Origin of the sequence: Corynebacterium lemuris (assembly GCF_024919295.1) — a bacterium.
Classification (GTDB): Bacteria; Actinomycetota; Actinomycetes; order Mycobacteriales; family Mycobacteriaceae; genus Corynebacterium; species Corynebacterium lemuris.
This window is the reverse complement of record NZ_JANWTC010000008.1, coordinates 1-17,342: the sequence shown is the minus strand read 5'-3', so window position 1 is coordinate 17,342 and position 17,342 is coordinate 1. Positions and strand designations below refer to the sequence as shown.

At 65.8% G+C, this 17,342-nt stretch carries 16 protein-coding genes and 2 pseudogenes; 13 read left to right on the top strand and 5 right to left on the bottom strand.

Annotated elements, in window-relative coordinates:
• The first annotated feature begins 18 nt into the window (after nucleotides 1-18).
• From pdxY to NYP18_RS10705, 6 genes are all read left to right on the top strand, one after another.
• Nucleotides 19-870: a pyridoxal kinase PdxY gene (gene pdxY / locus NYP18_RS10730; protein ID WP_259428192.1), complete on the top strand. Its 852-nt coding sequence runs from the start codon at nucleotides 19-21 to the stop codon at nucleotides 868-870.
• 84 nt (nucleotides 871-954) lie between these two features.
• Nucleotides 955-2,148: an Abi family protein gene (locus NYP18_RS10725; RefSeq protein ID WP_259428191.1), complete on the top strand. Its 1,194-nt coding sequence runs from the start codon at nucleotides 955-957 to the stop codon at nucleotides 2,146-2,148.
• 59 nt (nucleotides 2,149-2,207) lie between these two features.
• A complete protein-coding gene (gene era / locus NYP18_RS10720) occupies nucleotides 2,208-3,128 on the top strand; it encodes a GTPase Era (RefSeq protein WP_259428307.1) in 921 nt (306 codons plus the stop codon).
• A gap of 6 nt (nucleotides 3,129-3,134) precedes the next feature.
• A complete protein-coding gene (gene recO, locus NYP18_RS10715; protein ID WP_259428190.1) occupies nucleotides 3,135-3,884 on the top strand; it encodes a DNA repair protein RecO in 750 nt (249 codons plus the stop codon).
• Between the two features lie 16 nt (nucleotides 3,885-3,900).
• Nucleotides 3,901-4,659 carry an isoprenyl transferase gene (locus NYP18_RS10710; RefSeq protein WP_259428189.1) on the top strand — a complete coding sequence of 253 codons (759 nt, stop codon included), beginning with the start codon at nucleotides 3,901-3,903 and terminating at the stop codon, nucleotides 4,657-4,659.
• A gap of 16 nt (nucleotides 4,660-4,675) precedes the next feature.
• On the top strand, nucleotides 4,676-5,779 hold the full coding sequence (locus tag NYP18_RS10705) for a VIT1/CCC1 transporter family protein (RefSeq protein ID WP_259428188.1): 1,104 nt from the start codon (nucleotides 4,676-4,678) through the stop codon (nucleotides 5,777-5,779).
• Here the strand turns inward: NYP18_RS10705 and NYP18_RS10700 are convergent.
• Both NYP18_RS10700 and NYP18_RS15605 read right to left on the bottom strand, forming a co-directional pair.
• The gene (locus NYP18_RS10700; RefSeq protein WP_259428187.1) at nucleotides 5,708-6,199 is read right to left on the bottom strand and encodes a Fur family transcriptional regulator; all 492 of its coding nucleotides are present in this window, start codon (nucleotides 6,197-6,199) and stop codon (nucleotides 5,708-5,710) included. The two genes, NYP18_RS10705 and NYP18_RS10700, sit on opposite strands and share 72 nt — an antisense overlap.
• Before the next feature lie 238 nt (nucleotides 6,200-6,437).
• A pseudogene (locus NYP18_RS15605) lies at nucleotides 6,438-6,684 on the bottom strand (ArsR/SmtB family transcription factor); the annotation flags it as partial.
• Nucleotides 6,685-7,019: 335 nt separating this feature from the next.
• On the opposite strand from NYP18_RS15605, the gene NYP18_RS10690 reads away from it, so the two are divergent.
• The 5 genes from NYP18_RS10690 to NYP18_RS15625 all read left to right on the top strand — a co-directional run bounded on the left by NYP18_RS10690 (nucleotide 7,020) and on the right by NYP18_RS15625 (nucleotide 10,060).
• Nucleotides 7,020-8,399, top strand: a complete 1,380-nt coding sequence (locus NYP18_RS10690; protein WP_259428185.1) for a glycine--tRNA ligase — start codon at nucleotides 7,020-7,022, stop codon at nucleotides 8,397-8,399.
• 2 nt (nucleotides 8,400-8,401) lie between these two features.
• Complete coding sequence (locus tag NYP18_RS10685) at nucleotides 8,402-8,908, top strand: hypothetical protein (RefSeq protein ID WP_259428184.1); 507 nt, start codon at nucleotides 8,402-8,404, stop codon at nucleotides 8,906-8,908.
• A 4-nt stretch (nucleotides 8,909-8,912) separates the two neighbouring features.
• Nucleotides 8,913-9,374, top strand: coding sequence for a hypothetical protein (locus tag NYP18_RS10680; protein ID WP_259428183.1), 462 nt, complete (start codon nucleotides 8,913-8,915; stop codon nucleotides 9,372-9,374).
• Between the two features lie 106 nt (nucleotides 9,375-9,480).
• Nucleotides 9,481-9,930, top strand: a complete 450-nt coding sequence (locus NYP18_RS10675; protein WP_259428182.1) for a helix-turn-helix domain-containing protein — start codon at nucleotides 9,481-9,483, stop codon at nucleotides 9,928-9,930.
• Nucleotides 9,836-10,060, top strand: a complete 225-nt coding sequence (locus NYP18_RS15625; protein WP_500784495.1) for a VapC50 family PIN domain-containing toxin — start codon at nucleotides 9,836-9,838, stop codon at nucleotides 10,058-10,060. The genes NYP18_RS10675 and NYP18_RS15625 overlap by 95 nt, the downstream gene beginning before the upstream one ends.
• A 13-nt stretch (nucleotides 10,061-10,073) precedes the next feature.
• On the opposite strand, the gene NYP18_RS10670 is transcribed toward NYP18_RS15625, so the two are convergent.
• Together NYP18_RS10670 and NYP18_RS15450 are read right to left on the bottom strand one after the other, a co-directional pair.
• Nucleotides 10,074-11,720 (bottom strand): hypothetical protein, encoded by a 1,647-nt coding sequence (locus NYP18_RS10670; RefSeq protein WP_259428181.1) that lies wholly within the window; start codon nucleotides 11,718-11,720, stop codon nucleotides 10,074-10,076.
• A 52-nt stretch (nucleotides 11,721-11,772) separates the two neighbouring features.
• Nucleotides 11,773-13,824, bottom strand: coding sequence for a TPM domain-containing protein (locus tag NYP18_RS15450; RefSeq protein WP_304503789.1), 2,052 nt, complete (start codon nucleotides 13,822-13,824; stop codon nucleotides 11,773-11,775).
• 24 nt (nucleotides 13,825-13,848) lie between these two features.
• Between NYP18_RS15450 and NYP18_RS10660 the strand changes: the two genes are divergently transcribed.
• Both NYP18_RS10660 and NYP18_RS10655 read left to right on the top strand, forming a co-directional pair.
• The gene (locus NYP18_RS10660; protein WP_259428180.1) at nucleotides 13,849-14,514 is read left to right on the top strand and encodes a YdcF family protein; all 666 of its coding nucleotides are present in this window, start codon (nucleotides 13,849-13,851) and stop codon (nucleotides 14,512-14,514) included.
• A gap of 1 nt (nucleotide 14,515) precedes the next feature.
• Nucleotides 14,516-15,796, top strand: a complete 1,281-nt coding sequence (locus NYP18_RS10655; RefSeq protein WP_259428179.1) for a deoxyguanosinetriphosphate triphosphohydrolase — start codon at nucleotides 14,516-14,518, stop codon at nucleotides 15,794-15,796.
• Between the two features lie 82 nt (nucleotides 15,797-15,878).
• Here the strand turns inward: NYP18_RS10655 and NYP18_RS10650 are convergent.
• Nucleotides 15,879-17,258 (bottom strand): annotated as a pseudogene (locus NYP18_RS10650) (plasmid pRiA4b ORF-3 family protein).
• Nucleotides 17,259-17,342 lie beyond the last annotated feature (84 nt).

Genomic DNA, 17,342 nt, shown 5'->3' with positions numbered 1-17,342 from the left:
GGGAGCACAATAACCAGCGTGAACATCCTCTCCATCCAGTCCTCAGTGGCCTACGGCCATGTCGGTAACTCCGCTGCCGTCTTCCCGCTCCAGCGCCTCGGCCACGAGGTGTGGCCGGTGTACACCGTCAACTACTCCAACCACACCGGCTACGGCTCCTGGCGCGGCCCGATGATCCCGGCCTCCGATGTCGCCGACATCATCACCGGCATCGAGGAACGCGGCGCCCTGGCCCAGGTCGATGCCGTGCTCTCCGGCTACCAGGGCGGCTCCGACATCGCCGACGTCATCATCGACGCCGTCGCCCGCGTCAAGGCCGCCAACCCGAAGGCCGTCTACGCCTGCGACCCGGTCATGGGCAACGCGAAGTCCGGCTGCCACGTCGGCGACGCCATCCCGCCGCTGCTGCGCGACCGCGTCGTCCCGGTCGCCGACATCATCACCCCCAACCAGTTCGAGCTGGGTTTCCTCACGGGCCGCGAAGCCTCGGATCTGGCCTCCACCCTCGATGCCGCCGACGCCGCCCGGGAGATGGGCCCGTCCACCGTGCTGGTCACCTCGGTGGAGCGTCCCGAGCGGCCCGAGGGCACCATCGAGATGCTCGCCGTCAACGACGCCGGCGCCTGGCTCGTGCAGACCCCGTACCTGCCCTTCAAGCGCAACGGCTCCGGCGATGTCACCGCCGCCCTGTTCACCGGCCACTACGTCTCCACCGGGGACGCCGCCGACGCCCTGGCGCGCACCGCCTCCTCCGTCTTCGACCTCGTGGAGAACACCTACCAGGCCGATTCCCGCGAGCTGCTGCTCATCGAGTCCCAGGACGCCTACGCCAACCCGCGCCTGCAGTTCGCGGTGGAGCAGGTCCGGTAGTTTTCAGGGAAAAGATTGGAGCCCCCCGGCGCATCGTTGAGAGGCAATCCGGGGGGCGTTCAGGATTAATGTTAGCTTCAGAGCGTGAGTAGCGTCAATATTCCTGAGTGGATTCCGCCTCAGCGGTTGCGGTCCTACATAGATGACAGCGGCGACCTTGAACAGGCTCTTGATCGATACCGCTGGTCTCATGCGATGGCTGCTGAGTTATGGACCTTGATCGGCCACTTTGAAGTGCTTCTCCGGCACCGTATAGACACGCTCATGATCGAGCACTGCCGAGAGAAGGAGAGGGGCATCCCCTGGTTCATGCTGCCTGATCTCCTGAATGAAAGCGGCACCCAGGATGTTGCGAAGGTCATCACTCGGCTGCAGAAACATAATAAGGTCTCCCGGGATCAGATCATCGCGGGTCAGGATTTCGGCTTCTGGAAGAGTCTGTTCGGAAGTGATTACGACGAACTGTGGAAAAAGTGCCTGCACCGACTGATTGATGAGGGAAGCTCAGAGTACGGGCTCCGAAAAGACGTGATGATCGATCTGGAGGAGATCCGGAAACTGCGCAACAGGGTTGCTCATCATGATTCTCTCGCCAACGTGCCCCTCGCAGATTCTGTTCATAGGATTCTCAAGCTGGCTTCGGCCATCGACCCGGAAGCCGAGGCGTGGATTTCAGCGAATAGTCGATGGCGCGATGTAGCTAGTGAGCGGCCAGACCTTGATAAAGATGCTGTGGTGGTCGCGGCACGAGTCGCATGGGACATCTACCGGCAGACCTCTGAGGCTGATCGCCTGGGTGCTGCCTTCTATGTGTGTCAACCAGGTCGATTTTTCCGGGATGTGAAGTATCTCGGTTTCTATGAGGACCGTCAGATCCACCAGGAATTTCCGAAGGTCCTTGCTGTCCGGGACAACGTCACCTGGACGAGAGAGCATGCGGAAGCCCTGCAGAAGTCCGAGGACCGAACAGACAAGAAGATCGGCCGTCTCATCGACTGGTCCTTCAACGAGGGAGCTTCCCATCCCTGGACCACCCGGAGGGTTGAAGAATTCGCCGGTACCGAAAATGACGATCCCGCGGATCCTGCGCCGCGGGGCCGGGCCCAGTTCAAGGTTTTTGTCCTCACCAGGCCAACCCATCCGCATCACCGGCGGCTGGCCGCGCCCCTGGAAAATACCCGGACCGGCACCGGACCGGCAGAGGGTCTGCGTTCACACAGCGGCAGAGGTATGTGTCCCTGGACAAACTTCAACTCGCACAATCGATTGACGATGTGATCGACAGCGACATTGCGGAGTAATCTGGAATAAACATCCCCCTGACCTAGGAGTCCCACATCAGCAGCTTCACCGACACCCCGGAGGGCTTCCGCTCCGGTTTCGTCAGTTTCGTCGGCCGCCCGAACACGGGTAAATCGACGCTCACCAACGCCCTGGTGGGCGAGAAGATCGCGATCACGGCGAACCAGCCGGAGACCACCCGCCATCCGATCCGCGGTATCGTGCACCGCCCGGAGGCGCAGGTGATCGTGGTGGACACCCCGGGGCTGCACAAGCCGCGGACGCTGCTGGGGGAGCGGCTCAATGAGATCGTCAAGGACACCTACGCGGATGTGGACCTCATCGGTTTCACTGTCCCGGCGGATGAGAAGATCGGCCCCGGTGACCGCTGGATCCTGGAGAATCTGCGGACGGTGGCGCCGAAGACGCCGATCCTGGGGATCGTGACCAAGCTGGACAAGGCCTCCAAGGACCAGGTCGGTGCGCAGCTGCTGGCACTGCATGAGCTGCTCGGCGGCGACGCCGAGGTGGTCCCGGTGTCCGCGGCGGACGGCACGCAAATCGATGTGCTGCTCAATGTGATCACCTCGCTGCTACCCGAAGGCCCCAAGTTCTACCCGGACGACCACGTCACGGATGAGGACACGGAGAAGCGCATCTCGGAGCTGATCCGCGAGGCCGCGCTTTCGGGTCTGAAGGATGAGCTGCCGCACTCGGTGGCCGTCGAGGTCGATGAGATCCTGCCGAACCCGGAGAACCCGAAACGCCTGGACATCCACGCGATCATCTACCTGGAGCGTGAGGGTCAGAAGTCCATCATCATGGGCAAGGACAACCGCCGCATGGGCCGGATCATCCACAACGCCCGCCAGGAGATCATCAGACTGCTGGGGCATAACGTGTTCCTGGATCTGCGGATCAAGGTGCTGAAGAACTGGCAGTCCGACCCGAAGTCCCTGGGCCGCCTGGGGTTCTAGAAGACCATGCGCAGGGAGTCCTACCGTGATCGCGCCCTGGTGGTGCGCACCCATGATTTCGGTGAGGCCGACCGCATCATCGTCCTGCTGACGCGCAATCACGGGATACGCAGGGGTGTGGCAAAGGGAGTGCGGCGGTCGAAGTCGCGCTTCGGCTCCCGCCTGCAGCACTTCGTGGACATCGACGTCCAGCTCTACCCGGGCCGCAACCTGGAGTCGGTGACGGGCGCGGACACGGTGGCCTACTACGGTTCGGGCATCATCGACGACTACGAGCGTTACACCGCCGCCTGCGCCGCACTGGAATCCGCGGAACGGCTGGCCACGGCCGCGCAGGAGGGCGATCCCTGGCTCTTTGACCACCTCACGGAAACCTTGGCCCGGATGCAGCAGACGAAGCATCCGACAGTGGTGCTGGACGGTTTCCTGCTGCAGGCGATGACGCACGCCGGCTGGGCACCGAGCCTCTTCGACTGCGCCCAGTGCGGGGCGCCGGGGCCGCACCATGCCTTCCACCCGGCGATCGGCGGGGCGGCGTGCGTGCAGTGCCGCCCCCCGGGTTCGGCGGAGGTGCCGGAGGAGGCGCTGCACCTGATGTGGCTGCTCAATCATTCGCACTGGCCGGCGGCGCTGCAGCTGGTGGAATCCGCCGAGGGCGGGCACCTGAGCGCCACCGCGCACCGGCTGACCCGGGCGCATCTGCAGTGGCATCTGGAGCAGAAGGTGACCAGCCTGGGCGTGATGGACCAGACCTGAGGTGCCGGGTGGCACAATGGTCGGCGTGAACAACAACCCTGCAGCCCTGACCCCGCCGGATATCCCGGCCCAGTTCATCCCCGCACACATCGCCCTGGTGATGGACGGCAACGGCCGGTGGGCGCAGGAACGCGGACTCAAGCGCACGGAGGGGCACAAGCGTGGCGAGGCCATCCTCATGGACGTCGTCGACGCCTGTCTGGCACTCGGGGTGCCCTATCTGTCGGCCTACGCCTTCTCCACGGAGAACTGGCGCCGTTCGGCGGACGAGGTGCGTTTCCTCATGGGCTTCAACCGGGATGTGCTGCGCCGCCAGCGCGATGAACTCAACGCCAAGGGCGTGCGCGTGCGCTGGGTGGGCCGGCGCCCGCGCCTGTGGCGCAGCGTCATCCGCGAGCTGGAGGCCGCCGAGGAGCTGACGCAGGACAACACGCGCATGACGTTGGCGATGTGCGTCAACTACGGCGGCCGCGCCGAGCTTGTCGACGCCGCCCGCGAGATCGCCCGCGCCGCCGCCGCCGGGGAGCTGCGCCCCGAGCAGATCACCGAGAAGACCTTCCCCCGGTTCCTCGACCAGCCGGACATGCCGGATGTGGACCTGTTCCTGCGCCCCTCGGGGGAGAAGCGGACCTCGAATTTCCTGCCCTGGCACTCCGCCTATGCGGAGCTGGTCTACCAGGACAAACTCTTCCCGGATTTCACGCCGCAGGATCTCTTCGACGCGGTGGTGGAGTACGCTTCCCGTGACCGTCGATTCGGCGGGACGAAGGCTTAAGGTCTGGAAGAGGAATATGCCCATCAAGGGGGAACCGACCCCGAAGCAGATCAACCGGTGGCGCAGGTACCTGGCGAACGAACGCGCCGAGGCCGCCCTCTACCGGGAGCTGGCGCGAAAGAAGACCGGTGAGGAACGCGAGATCCTCGAGGCCCTGGCCGATTCCGAGGCCCGCCACGAGAAGTTCTGGCGCGAGAAGCTCGGCGACTACGTCGGCTTCCCCCGCCAACCCGACCTGAACACCCGCTTCCTGGGCTTCCTGGCCCGGCGTTTCGGCTCGGTCTTCACCCTCGCGCTCATGCAGACCGCGGAGGCCCGCAACCCGTACGTCAAGGATGAGGACGCCTCCCCGCAGATCGCCGCCGATGAGCGCATCCACGCCGAGGTGGTCCGCGGCCTGGCGGCCCGGGGCCGGGAGAAGATCTCCGGTAACTTCCGCGCGGCCGTCTTCGGCGCCAATGACGGGCTGGTGTCCAACCTGGCGCTGGTCGTCGGCATCATGGGTTCGGGGGTGTCCTCGAACCTCATCCTGCTCACCGGCATCTCCGGCCTGCTGGCCGGTGCCTTGTCGATGGCGGCGGGGGAGTATGTCTCGGTGACCTCCCAGCGCGAACTCCTGGAGGCCTCCACCCCGCACCCCAAGGCGCATAAACTCCTGCCCTCCCTCGATGTCAACGCCAACGAACTGGCACTGGTCTACCGAGCGCGGGGCATGAGCGAGAAGGAGGCCGCCGACAAGGCCACGGCCGAGTTCTCCCGCATGGCACTCGAGCAGGCCATCGGCCTGGACCGGGAGGACAGCCCCGGCGGGGAAACCATCTGGGCCAGCCCCAGCGAGGTCGTCGGCTCCCCCTGGGCCGCGGCTGGCTCGAGCTTCCTCTTCTTCGCCGGCGGGGCGCTCATCCCGATCATCCCCTTCATCTTCGGGGCCTCACCACTGGTGGGTGCGGTCATCGCGATGGTGCTGGTCTCCCTGGCCCTCATGTTCACCGGCGGGGTGGTCGGCGTGCTCTCCGGCAAGCCGCCGCTCACGCGCGCTCTGCGCCAGCTACTCATCGGGCTGGGGGCTGCCGCCATCACCTACCTGCTCGGTCTCGCCTTCGGCACTGTCATTGGTTGAGGGAACCCCGGCACACTCCGGGCACACGCCGTAGATCTCGGCGTCGTGCCCGGTGAGCTGGAAGTTGTTCTCCTTGGCCACGGCCCTGGCCCAGGTTTCGACGGGGCCGCCGTCGATCTCCTCGGTGCGTCCACACCGGGTGCACACCAGGTGGTGGTGATGGTGGGGAGAGATGCACTGGCGGTAGAGGGTCTCGCCGGAGGCCATGTGGAGGACGTCGACGGCCTTGAGCTCGGCGAGTGACTGGAGGGTGCGGTAGACGGTGGTCAGGCCGACCTGCACGTCACGTTCCTCGAGGACGCCGTGGATGTCCCTGGCGGAGGCGAAGGTGTCGATCTCGGAGAGGATGTTGATCACCGCGGTGCGCTGGCGGGTGTTGCGTGCGCCGACTTTGGGCACACCGGACGATATGGGTGGCATGGCCGGTTCTTCCTCAGGGCTGGGAGATGGGTACGTGTCCCATTATCCACGCCGCGGAGTAATTCCTCAGGTCAGACGAGGGGCGCGACGTCCTGGCGGGTGGTGCTGCCCCGGTGGTCGTTGAGGTGTGCGATGGGCATGATGCGGGGGGAGGGTTCACGGCGGCCGGTGGCCAGCTGCTGGCGCTCGTCGAGGGTGTGGCGGCCGATGGTGACGGCGGCGTCGATGAGCTGGGCGACCTCGGGGACCATGAGGCGGTACACGACCTCGCGGCCGCGGCGCTCGGAGTCGACGATGCCGGCGCGTTTGAGCACGCGCAGGTGCTGGCTGATCAGGGGCTGGGATTTCTCCAGGCCATCCACGAGTTCGTGGACGAAGTGGTCCCGGACCGACAGACGCCAGATGATCTGGACCCGCAGACGGGAATCGAGGGCGCCGATGACGGACTCGGCGGCGTCCAGATCAGTGTCCGAAAAGGTGTTCATCACAAACTCATTCTTTTGGCGGGGTTCAGATTCTGCGGCTGCACAGCGATCTAGACCATAGGTTGTGCTACTCCGGCTTCCCGGGAGCCGCAGAAGTGTCTCTACGCGCTGGGTTTGCAGTATTGCCGTGGTCACCCATCAGCTTAGACATTTAAGGTGTTCCACCGAAACTCGACCCTAATATTCATCTGAGAAAAACGGTTTCGGGGGGAAGTAACGGGGGAGGGGAGCCTCACCTCCGCCCCTCCTCAACCCTACGGCGCTGTATGGAACCCGCAACGGCTACACTCGTTGTCTGATTGACTTGTCCCCTACCAGAGGAGTCTGAAGCCATCATGGCGTCCGTCATCGATACCGTAGTCAACCTGTGCAAGCGCCGCGGTCTGGTCTACCAGGCCGGCGAGATCTACGGCGGTTCCCGCTCTGCATGGGACTACGGTCCGCTCGGTGTCGAGCTCAAGGAGAACATCAAGCGCCAGTGGTGGCGTCACATGGTCACCGCCCGCCCCGACGTCGTCGGAGTGGACACCTCCATCATCCAGCCGCGCCAGGTCTGGGTCACCTCCGGCCACGTCGAGGTCTTCACTGACCCGCTGGTGGAGTCGCTGCACACCCACAAGCGCTACCGCGCCGACCACCTGCTCGAGGCATATGAGGCGAAGCACGGCCACCCGCCGGCGAACGGCCTGGCCGACATCAACGATCCGGAGACCGGCCAGCCGGGCAACTGGACCGAGCCGCGTCCCTTCTCCGGCCTGCTGAAGACCTTCCTGGGTCCGGTCGACGATGAGGAGGGTCTGCACTACCTCCGCCCGGAGACCGCGCAGGGCATCTTCGTCAACTTCAAGAACGTCATGACCTCCGCGCGCATGAAGCCGCCGTTCGGTATCGCCAACATCGGCAAGTCCTTCCGCAACGAGATCACCCCGGGCAACTTCATCTTCCGTACCCGCGAGTTCGAACAGATGGAGCTGGAGTTCTTCGTCAAGCCGGGCACCGATGAAGAGTGGCACCAGAAGTGGATCGACGAGCGCATGGAGTGGTACGTCAACCTGGGTATCAGGCGTGAGAACCTGCGCTTCTACGAGCACTCCCAGGAGGACCTGTCCCACTACTCCAAGCGCACCGTGGACATCGAGTACGCCTACGGTTTCACCGGTTCCAAGTGGGGCGAGCTGGAGGGTATCGCCAACCGCACCGACTACGACCTCAAGACCCACTCCGAGGGTTCCGGCGAGGACCTGTCCTACTTCGACCAGGAGTCCGGCGAGCGCTGGTACCCCTACGTCATTGAGCCGGCCGCCGGCCTGGGCCGCGCCTTCATGGCCTTCCTCGTCGACGCCTACACCGAGGATGAGGCCCCGAACTCCAAGGGTGGCGTGGACAAGCGCGTCGTGCTCAAGCTCGACCGTCGTCTGGCCCCGGTGAAGGTGGCCGTGCTGCCGCTGTCGAAGAAGCCGGAGCTGGCTGAGCCGGCCGAGCACATCGCCGCCGGCCTGCGCGAGTTCTGGAACGTCGAGTACGACACCTCCGGTGCCATCGGCCGCCGTTACCGTCGCCAGGATGAGATCGGTACCCCGTTCTGCGTGACCGTGGACTTCGACACCCTCGAGGACAACGCCGTCACCGTCCGCGAACGCGACACCATGGAGCAGGAGCGGGTGCCGCTCAACGAGCTCCAGGGCTACCTGGCGCAGCGTCTGATCGGCTGCTAGTCGTGCACTACACCAGCTGGGACCGCGCCGACCGGGATGCGCCCGTCCTCCTCGCCGATGACGGGCCGACCCAGCTCGGCCGTTTCACCGCGGATGCCGCGACCGTGGACGGCCAGGTCTGGGGGCTCTCCTTCGCGAAGGAGACCGGCGCGAAGGCCACGCTTGCCGACGGCCGCGTCCTCGACGCCCCCGGCAACTTCGGCCGCGACAAGACCATCACCGTTGATTTCGCCGGTACGAAGTACTCGCTGATCAACGAGGCTTCCACCAACTGGATCATCGAGGACGCCGCCGGGGAGAAGGTAGGCCAGTTCTCCGGCGCCAGCAACGGCGTGCGCCAGGCCATCCTCGAATTCGAGGGTGAGACTGAGCTGTCCGTGGAGACCGTCGCCGGCCTCAGCTGGCTGGTACGTCTCGTGCTGGAATCGCGTCTGGGCCGGTCCTCGTTGGTGCTCATCGGCACGCTGCTGGTCATGTCCGTCATCGCAGTACTGGCGTTCATCTTCTAGCCGCATGAGCAGCGAGGCGCGGCCGGTCGGCCCCTGGACCTGGGAGGGCAACGAGCTTTTCGACGCCCACCGCTCCCGCATCGCCACCGTCCGCTCCGATGTCATTTTCTTCAACTCCGAGCGCCTGCTCGTCGAGTCCGAGCCCGGGCCCTTCCAGTTCCGGGCCCGGGCCACCACCGGCGACGGCAAGGTGTTCACCCTCGTGCAGAGCCGCATGACCGTGAGCACCCTGCTCGCCGACTGCGACGGCCGCCGCTACACCCTGCAGCGCAGCTCCGTCTGGCGCAAGGCCCGCCACATCATCGACGCCGACGGCGACATCGTCGCCCGCGTCCGCCCACTGATCAGCGGGCGGGTGGAATTCCACGCCGGCCCCGCCGTCGCCGACCTCCCGCTTGTCGACGCCGTCTTCCTCTCCTGGGGCTGCGTCCTGGTCGACTCCCCGGTGCGGCGGCCGCGGATTTAGCGCTGGGTGCGTGGCGGGGTGTCAGTTATTGCGCGCTGTTTTCGGCGGGACAGTTGGCCGCTAGAAACTCGTTTCGATTATTTCTTTTGCTCAGTAGCCTGGGGGCATGGCACAACTGAAAGACAGCAACGGAACAGATGTAGCGGGCACCGCTCGGAAGGCTTTGCAGCGGCTTAACCAGGTGTTGGACAGTCTTCCTGAACAGAGAACTCTCGACGTTGTCGTTGAACAGTGCGATGAAGCTATCCGCCTTCCGCGGGAAGTCGCCGCCCTGCTTCGGGAAATCCTGGTGAATGCCGCGGCCGGAAGAGATGTCGGGGTGATGCCCATGCATGCCGAGCTAACGACTCAACAGGTGGCCGATGTTCTCAATGTGTCCCGACCACATGTAGTCAAACTCATCGACGAAGGCGTCCTGCAGGGACATAAAGTAGGAACACATCGACGCATATACGCGGCGGATGTCTATGCCTACAAGCACCAGCGGGACCTGGAAGCTCGCGCTGCCGCAGATGAGCTCGCTGCCCTCAACGATGAGATGGGGCTGTACGAGTGAGCGGATTCAGGGAGCGGACGAGTTCCTGTGTGATCAAATTGATCTCTTCGGTCCTCGTGTCCATCAGGCCATTACGTATGCTGCAACCGCATTCAAGAACCCGCCCAGGTCCCTTGCTCCACGGGTGTAGGCGACCGGTCGACCTATTCCGGTGGGGCGGTGAACGGTACCGGACGGCGCAACCGCGGTCCTGAAGGTGGGGGGTAGTGTTTGGCGGCCTTCTGGTTGTTCAGCCGAAGGAATTCGGCCAGGGCCCGGTGGGCAACGAGCGTCCCGCTCTTCTCGTCCACCTTCCCGCGTTCGGGTTGTATCGCCTTCCTGCTGTCCAGAATTTCCTCCCGCACCAGCTCCAGCTCCTGACGGAGCGCCGGCAGCTTCTGCCCGGTGGGTTCCGCGGACTGTTTCGCCAGTTCCCGCTCCCTCTTCTTCAACCGGAGTTCCTCTTCCACCAGGTCGTGGACGACAGAGGCCTCGGAGTCCAACCGCCAGTACCGGGAGTGCACCCAGGGGAAGATGTCTCGCCGGGACCATCGGCGCAACGATGTTGCCCGCACGGCGACATCGCGTATCCCGCGGCCGAATTTCGACGCCAGCGGGCCACCCACGAGATCCCCGAAAAATAACCACCTGGGAAAATACGCATTCGACCAGCGCGTCACCGCGAACGGGGCACCATGGTGGGCCACGAGGGCGTTGCGGGGTGACCTGCCCCCGAGGGTGTGCCACCCGTCCTCCCGGGTGTACTGACGGCTGTAGAAGACCCCACCGCGATCATCAATCGGCGGGCATTCCGGATACTCGCGTTGCGCCTTGCGTTCCTGGAACCGGGCGTTGGATCGGGAGAGTAGGAAATCCGCGTATGTCAGTGGTGAGCCGAGGGTGATGAAGTCGGTGATCAGCCAGCGCATGCCCCGATGCCGGGACTCCACCCAGAGTGCGTGCTGGGCCTGCTGCCAGTTCTCCAGATCCTCCGGGTCCGGATCCGGGGGAAGCAGCTCGACCAGGTTGTCGAAATTGGCCGCCAGCGTGGTGGGGTAATCGTCCGGGGCCTCCGCCAGGGCCGGGTCAGGATGGCGCAGCTCGTCCCACGCCAGGCGGATCAGATCGAGGCCGATCACCGAACCCAGGCTGTGGCCGACGACCACGATCCGTTCATAGATTCCCGCATCGTGCAGGGCATGGAGAAGGCTGAGGCCCTCGGCCCGGATCTCGTTGCGGGCCTTGAGGCTGCCGGGGGCACCGGAGAGGTAGAACTTGGCGTCAGCCAGCGACCTGGTCAGGAACCCGCCGGCGAGCAGGACAACCACCAGAGCTACGACGGCGGCGACGGTGAGTATCCGGTTCAGGAGTTCGGCGCTGCCCGCGGGGAGTCCGATGAACCCCAACCAACCCCCGACGGCGGTCAGGAAGATAAGTACCAGGGCCGTCACTGCGGCCTGGAAGATGCCGATCGGCCTTCGCAGTGGCGGTTGGTGGCCCCAGAACGGACGGCGGAAGAGAAGGTCCGTGAACAGCCACCGCAGGGTGGCGAAGAGACGTCCCGCAGGGAAGTGGGGTGCCCAGTAGAACTCGAAGAAGTCGGTCTCCGGCCGCGGGTGGGAGCCGTGGCTGGAGAAGCGTCGCAGCTCGTAGTTGCTGGAGTACCGGTGGGGTTTGCTGTAGTACTCCGGAACGCCGATCCCCGCCATGAACGCACGTAGGGTGTCCATCGGCCGTTGCTCGCCTATTCCGTGGATGAGCACCACGGCCTGGCGTTGGCGCTGTGACCTCTGCTCCCGTTGCATCTCCATGAGGCCATGCTATCGCCGTCAAAACTACTAGGCGGACACTTCCTGGAAAGCCTTAGAACGACCCGCCCCGGAAACCACCACCGCCGCCACCAAAACCGCCGCCCCCGCCGAAGCCGCCACCGAAGCCACCGCCGCCGAAACCACCGCCGCCGAAACCGCCTCCGCGGCCACCGCCGGAGAGGATCTCGTTGATGAGCATGCCGGCGACAAACCCGCCCATGCCGGAGCCGCCGCCGCGGCCCTGGTGCTGGCGGCGCTGGTAGTCGTCGATGTCGGCCTGGGCCTGACGCGAGGCACGCTTGGCGGCCACAGCGGCCTGGCGTGCTGCCTCGATGGCACTGCGGGTGTCGGTGACCCGCATCTGCAGGGCCTGTGCGTGGAGGCGCTTCGCGTCGGCGAGGTAGGTGCGGGCCTGGGCCTTGATCACACGTCCGCGGGAGGCGATGAGGTCCTCCGCGCCCTGGATGGTGGAGTTGGCGGACTGGAGCTGGTGGTCCAGGAGCTGGAGTTGGCGGGACTGGTCGGCGGTGGTCTCGCGGACGGCGTCGAGGTGCTCGTCGAGTTCGGCGTCGATATCGGAGAGCAGGGTGTAGGCGCTCAACGGGTCGGAGCTTTTGAGTTCGCGGGCCTGGTCGAGGGTGGTGATGGCGCGGCCCACGACGTCATCGAGCGCGGCCCAGTCGGCACGCGCGCCCTCGGACACACCGCGGCGTTTGAGGTCGCCGGCCTCGCCGATCTCGCCCTCGACCTCGGCGATGAGGTCGTCGATGCCGGCCTGGGCGGTGGCGATGTGCTCGTCGGCACGCTCGATGCTGCGCAGCATGTGGTCGGCGCGTTCGATGGCGTGCTCGGAGTGGCGGATGGCCTCGACGAGTCCGCCCTGCTCACCGGCGGGGCGGGCCTCCAACCCACGCGCCTCCCCGAGGGCCTTCTCCGCCTGGTCCAGGGCACCTGAGGCCAGCTCGACGTTGTCGTCGATGGAAGCCAGCACCTCGGGGGAGTAGCGCTCGCGCAGCGCCTCCATAGTCGATTCAGCCTGGGGGAGGCGGGTGCGCACGTCGATGGTGCGCTGGGTCAGCTCGTCGATCTTGCGGTCGGCGGTGGCCAGTAGGTTGCGCATGTCGGCGAAGCTGGCGGACTCGGCGTCGAGAACCTCGTCGGCCTGGCCGCAGGAGGAGATGATCTCCACGAGCATGCCGCGGCGTTCGGCCTCGGATTCGGGGATGGAGTCATTGAGTCGCTGCTGCAGGGCGAAGGCCTTCTGCAGGGTGGTGGTGGAGTGGTTCATCGCGCGGGTGAAGCTGCGGGTGCGCTCAGGCCCGAATTCAGCGATCGCGAGGTCGAGCTCCTCCCGGCCGAGACGGATGGACTCATCCGTGGACACCAGCTCCTCCTGGGCGAGCTGTTCGAGGGTCTCCATGGGCAGACGCGCCAGGCGCCCGGTGTCGCGGGGGTCGATCTCGCGGGAGTCCTCCAGCACGGCTGCCTCGGTCTGCTTCCGCTTGCGCCGCGAATACGCCCAGATGCCACCGCCGGCGGCCACGGCGGCACCGGCGCCACCGGCCAGCCACGCGACGGATTCGCCGGACATCTCCCCGGAGCTGGCGGCGGCGTTGACGGCGGCATTGGCCGCACCGAACCAGTCGCTGTCCACCAGGAAGGGGAACGCGGCGTCGTACATGTCGTCGATTTCCTGGTCGGGCCAGTCGGAACCGCCGAAGATGCCAAACTGCCGGTCCTGGGTGGCCACGGCCAGCACGGCGGTGTTGCCGCCGCCGTTGAGGTCCACGGCCTGACGCGTCCACTCCTCCGGGGTCAGGTCACCGAAGCTGGGGAGGAAGACCACGAAGATCGATTTGTGGGCGTCGATCTTGTACTGCTGGATCTTCTCGGTCAGATCGTTGATGTCCGCGGCCTCGAGTACCCCGGAGTGGTCGGTGACGGGCGCGGACAGACGCTCCGGCGCGATGGCGCCCGTCTGGGTGAGCTGCGCCTGTTCAACGGTGTCGAGTCCAGCGGCCAGTGGCGCGCCCCCCACGAGGACGGCGGCGGTGATCGCCGAGGCTGCGGCCAGGGTTTTTAAGCGGGGGAGCGATGGATGCATGTGACCCAGACTACCGTCGAATACATGAAGTGGTATCTCCTGCCGGCGCTGCTGCTGCACCGCCCCGTCCGCATCCTCGTCCACGCCTATCGACGCCGCCCGCTGCCCGTCCCACGCCCCGATCTGCTGGTGCTCGGCACCGCCCAGTACGACGGCAATCCCTCCCTCCAGTTGGTCGCCCGCCTCGACCACGCGCTTGAGCTCTGGCGCGGCGACCGTGCCGAGCACATCTACACTCTCGGCGGGAACCTCCCCGGCGACCGCTTCACCGAGGCCGAGGTCTCGCGCACCTACCTGATCCAACATGGTGTGCCGGAGGAACAGGTCACGGCCGTGCCGCAGGGCAATGACACCCGCAGTTCCTTTGAGGCCTTCCTCGCGGAGCACCAGCCCCGCAAGAGCATCATCGTCACCGACCCGACGCATGCGCTGCGTGCGGAGCTGATCGCCAAACAGGCGGGGATCGACGCCGTCGCCTCACCCACCCACACCAGCCCGACGCGTTTTCCCGACCGGTCCTGGTGGCTGGCGCTGAGCCACGAGGTCGGCGGCCTGGCCGTCGTCGACGCGTCCCGCGTCTTCGGCCGCCCGGTGGGGGATAGGCTGGAAACGATATTGCGCAGGCTGCAGAGCAGTCTGCGTCCCTCGCGCCGGACCCGACACGAGGTACTGGACGACAACCTGGACTGAGATGGACACGTACGCCTACACCGACGACGATCTCGAACGCCGCCACCACGAGCGCCCCAAGGGCAGTGAGTTCACCGAATCCACACCCGACCACCGGGGTGATTTCGGCCGCGACCGCGCCCGTGTGCTGCACTCCGCAGCGTTACGACGCCTCGCCGACAAAACCCAGGTCGTCGGCCCCCGCGACGGTGACACCCCGCGTACCCGGCTCACCCATTCCCTCGAGGTCGCCCAGATCGCCCGCGGCATCGGCTCCGGCCTCGGCCTGGACCCGGACCTGTGTGAAATGGCCGGCCTGACCCACGACATCGGCCACCCGCCCTACGGCCACAACGGCGAGATGGCGCTCAACGAGGTCGCCGCCGACTGCGGAGGTTTCGAGGGCAACGCCCAGACCCTGCGCATCCTCACCCGCCTCGAGCCCAAGACCGTCTCCCCGACAGGGGAGAGCTTCGGCCTCAACCTCACCCGCGCAGCCCTCGACGCCGCCTGCAAATACCCGCGCACCCGCACCAACGCGGACGGCACCGTCAACCGCAAATACGGCTGCTACGACGCCGACGCCGACATCCTCACCTGGCTGCGCGAGGGCCACATCGACGAGTGCCCGTCCATGGAGGCCCAGACCATGGACTGGGCCGACGACATCGCCTACTCCGTCCACGATGTGGAGGACGGCATCGTCTCCGGGCGCATCAACCTCCACGTCCTCTGGGACCTGGTCGAACTCGCGGCACTGGCCGAGAAGGGTGCCCGCGCCTTCGGCGGCACCCCCGAAGAGCTTCTCGACGCCGCCGATTCCCTCCGCCAGCTCACCGTGGTCAGCCGCGCCGCCGACTTCGACCACAGCCTCACCGGCTACGCGGGTCTGAAGCGGATGACCTCCGAACTGGTGGGCCGCTACGTCGGCGCCACCATCGGCGCGACGGTAGGGGAGGCGGATGGTCGGCCGCTGGGCAGATACCACGGTCAGCTGGCCATCCCGCCGCAGGCCCAGGCCGAGGTCACGCTGCTCAAGACCATCGCCGTGCTCTACGTCATGGACGCGCCTGTTCATCTTGCCCGCCAGGACCGCCAGCGCGAACGCATCTACCGCGTCTTCGACTACCTCACCGCCGGCGCGCCGGGATCGCTGGATCCGATGTACCGGCAGTGGTGGAACGAGGCCGCAGACGACGCGGGCCGGCAGCGCGTGGTGGTGGACCAGATCGCCTCGATGACCGAATCGCGCCTGGAGCGGTTGGCGAAGCGCTCGGCGGGGCTGGCGCCATTTCTGGGATAGGGCTGCTGCTGAACCTCGCGATCATGAACCCGCGAGGAGCCGGAGAAACCAACTCCTCGCGGGTTTGGCTGGCCTGGGTCCGCTAACCACCTACCGTCCGGAAGATCGAGCTGGATCGCGCCAGGTGGGCCACCGCCTCCAGCCGCTCGGGAGGGGTCCCGTCGCTGTTTCTCCGCAGGTCCCGGGTGAGAATCTCCAGCACCTCCAGCGTGGGATTGGTGGCTTCCCATTCGCTGAGCGGATATCCGTCGGTGGACCAGCCGATGGTGCTCAGCAGGTCCGCCAGGAATTGGAACCAGAGATCGGGAAGTGTTCCTGCACCGACGACGATGAGACTCAGCCAGCCAGCATGCCGGTCGAACTGTGAGGTTCCCGCGGGCAGGGAGTCTGCCACCGCCTGCCAGATGAACAGGGGATCTTCACGCGCCTGCAGCCCCTTCTTCGTCGGAACCAGCTTTCCCTGATGTCTCCGGGCCAGTTTCAGGCTCTTGATCGAGTTGTGGAGGCTGCTGACGGGGACCGTCTGGGATTCGCGGTTGAGCTTGCCGATCCACCACGACGCCACCCCGGTCATCTCCGCAATTTCCTGGACCGCCGCCGGTTTCAGGTATCCCTGCCCGGTGAGGGGAACACCCTCATCCCCCAGGTAGGTGAGCAACTGGTGGATGGGTTCGACCATCTGCAGGATGGTGTCGGGGGAAGGCTCCGGAGTGTTCTCCCGCCACCCGGGTTCGGACAGCAGTTCCCGGGCCAGGCCGTCCGGCATTCTGCCGATCAGTTTGAGGAGATCGGGATGGAGCGGCAGGGGAGGAGCGCTGAGCAGGCGGAGCCTCTTGTTGACGTCCGTCAGATCGAAGGCCGCCGGATCCCAGTTGGGATCCAGCCATTCCGCCATATTTTCTGCGTCGATGACGGGGGAGTCGAAGTTCGCGGGTCGGCCCGCCTCCACCCAGCGGACGAGTTCCTCGAAGCCGTACACGCCGCCGCAGTCTTCGGGCGGGCAGGCCCGCTTGCCGGTGAGGCAGGAAGCTTCGGTCAGTTCCTCTTCCAGGACCTCCTCCACGACCATGGTGTGCCGCCAGCCGTCGCCGAAATTGTACTCGTAGTGCAGTTTGTCGCCCTTCTAGCTGAGCACCTGGTCGAGCCGGGCGCTGTTTTCGGCCACGCCTTTCTGGCCTTCCGCGATCTCCCAGTCGCTGAGGAATTCCCGACGCTCGCGCAAGGGGCCCACCCAGAACTTGTGCAGGTGGTGGTCCTCCCAGCCCATGGCTTCCTGGATGACCACGTGGACCTGGTCCAGAGACAGATCGCCCGGGAGGAGCAGGCGCCGCCAGACGGGTGGCCGGACATCATCAAGGTCCAGGCGGGCCCGGAAGCCGCGGGGAGTGGGTGGGGGATCGAGGAGTTCGGGTGCGGGTGGATGGTTCCAGTCCCAAAGAGACGCCGGATGATGGGAAGGCATACGTGTATCAGACCACACCGGCAGCACGCAGCAATGCCACTAGGCAGTGTTACGAAAGTCGTTTGAGCCACCGATCAATGTTCG

Excerpts from the sequence above, each read along its gene's own strand:
- NYP18_RS10710 (WP_259428189.1), top strand. The coding sequence starts at position 3,901 with ATGGTCGGCGTGAACAACAACCCTGCAGCCCTGACCCCGCCGGATATC.
- NYP18_RS10705 (WP_259428188.1), top strand. The coding sequence starts at position 4,676 with ATGCCCATCAAGGGGGAACCGACCCCGAAGCAGATCAACCGGTGGCGC.
- NYP18_RS10670 (WP_259428181.1), bottom strand. The coding sequence starts at position 11,720 with ATGGAGATGCAACGGGAGCAGAGGTCACAGCGCCAACGCCAGGCCGTG.
- NYP18_RS10700 (WP_259428187.1), bottom strand. The coding sequence starts at position 6,199 with ATGCCACCCATATCGTCCGGTGTGCCCAAAGTCGGCGCACGCAACACC.
- NYP18_RS15450 (WP_304503789.1), bottom strand. The coding sequence starts at position 13,824 with ATGCATCCATCGCTCCCCCGCTTAAAAACCCTGGCCGCAGCCTCGGCG.
- recO (WP_259428190.1), top strand. The coding sequence starts at position 3,135 with ATGCGCAGGGAGTCCTACCGTGATCGCGCCCTGGTGGTGCGCACCCAT.
- NYP18_RS10660 (WP_259428180.1), top strand. The coding sequence starts at position 13,849 with ATGAAGTGGTATCTCCTGCCGGCGCTGCTGCTGCACCGCCCCGTCCGC.
- NYP18_RS15625 (WP_500784495.1), top strand. The coding sequence starts at position 9,836 with ATGTCTATGCCTACAAGCACCAGCGGGACCTGGAAGCTCGCGCTGCCG.
- NYP18_RS10675 (WP_259428182.1), top strand. The coding sequence starts at position 9,481 with ATGGCACAACTGAAAGACAGCAACGGAACAGATGTAGCGGGCACCGCT.
- NYP18_RS10680 (WP_259428183.1), top strand. The coding sequence starts at position 8,913 with ATGAGCAGCGAGGCGCGGCCGGTCGGCCCCTGGACCTGGGAGGGCAAC.
- NYP18_RS10690 (WP_259428185.1), top strand. The coding sequence starts at position 7,020 with ATGGCGTCCGTCATCGATACCGTAGTCAACCTGTGCAAGCGCCGCGGT.
- NYP18_RS10655 (WP_259428179.1), top strand. The coding sequence starts at position 14,516 with ATGGACACGTACGCCTACACCGACGACGATCTCGAACGCCGCCACCAC.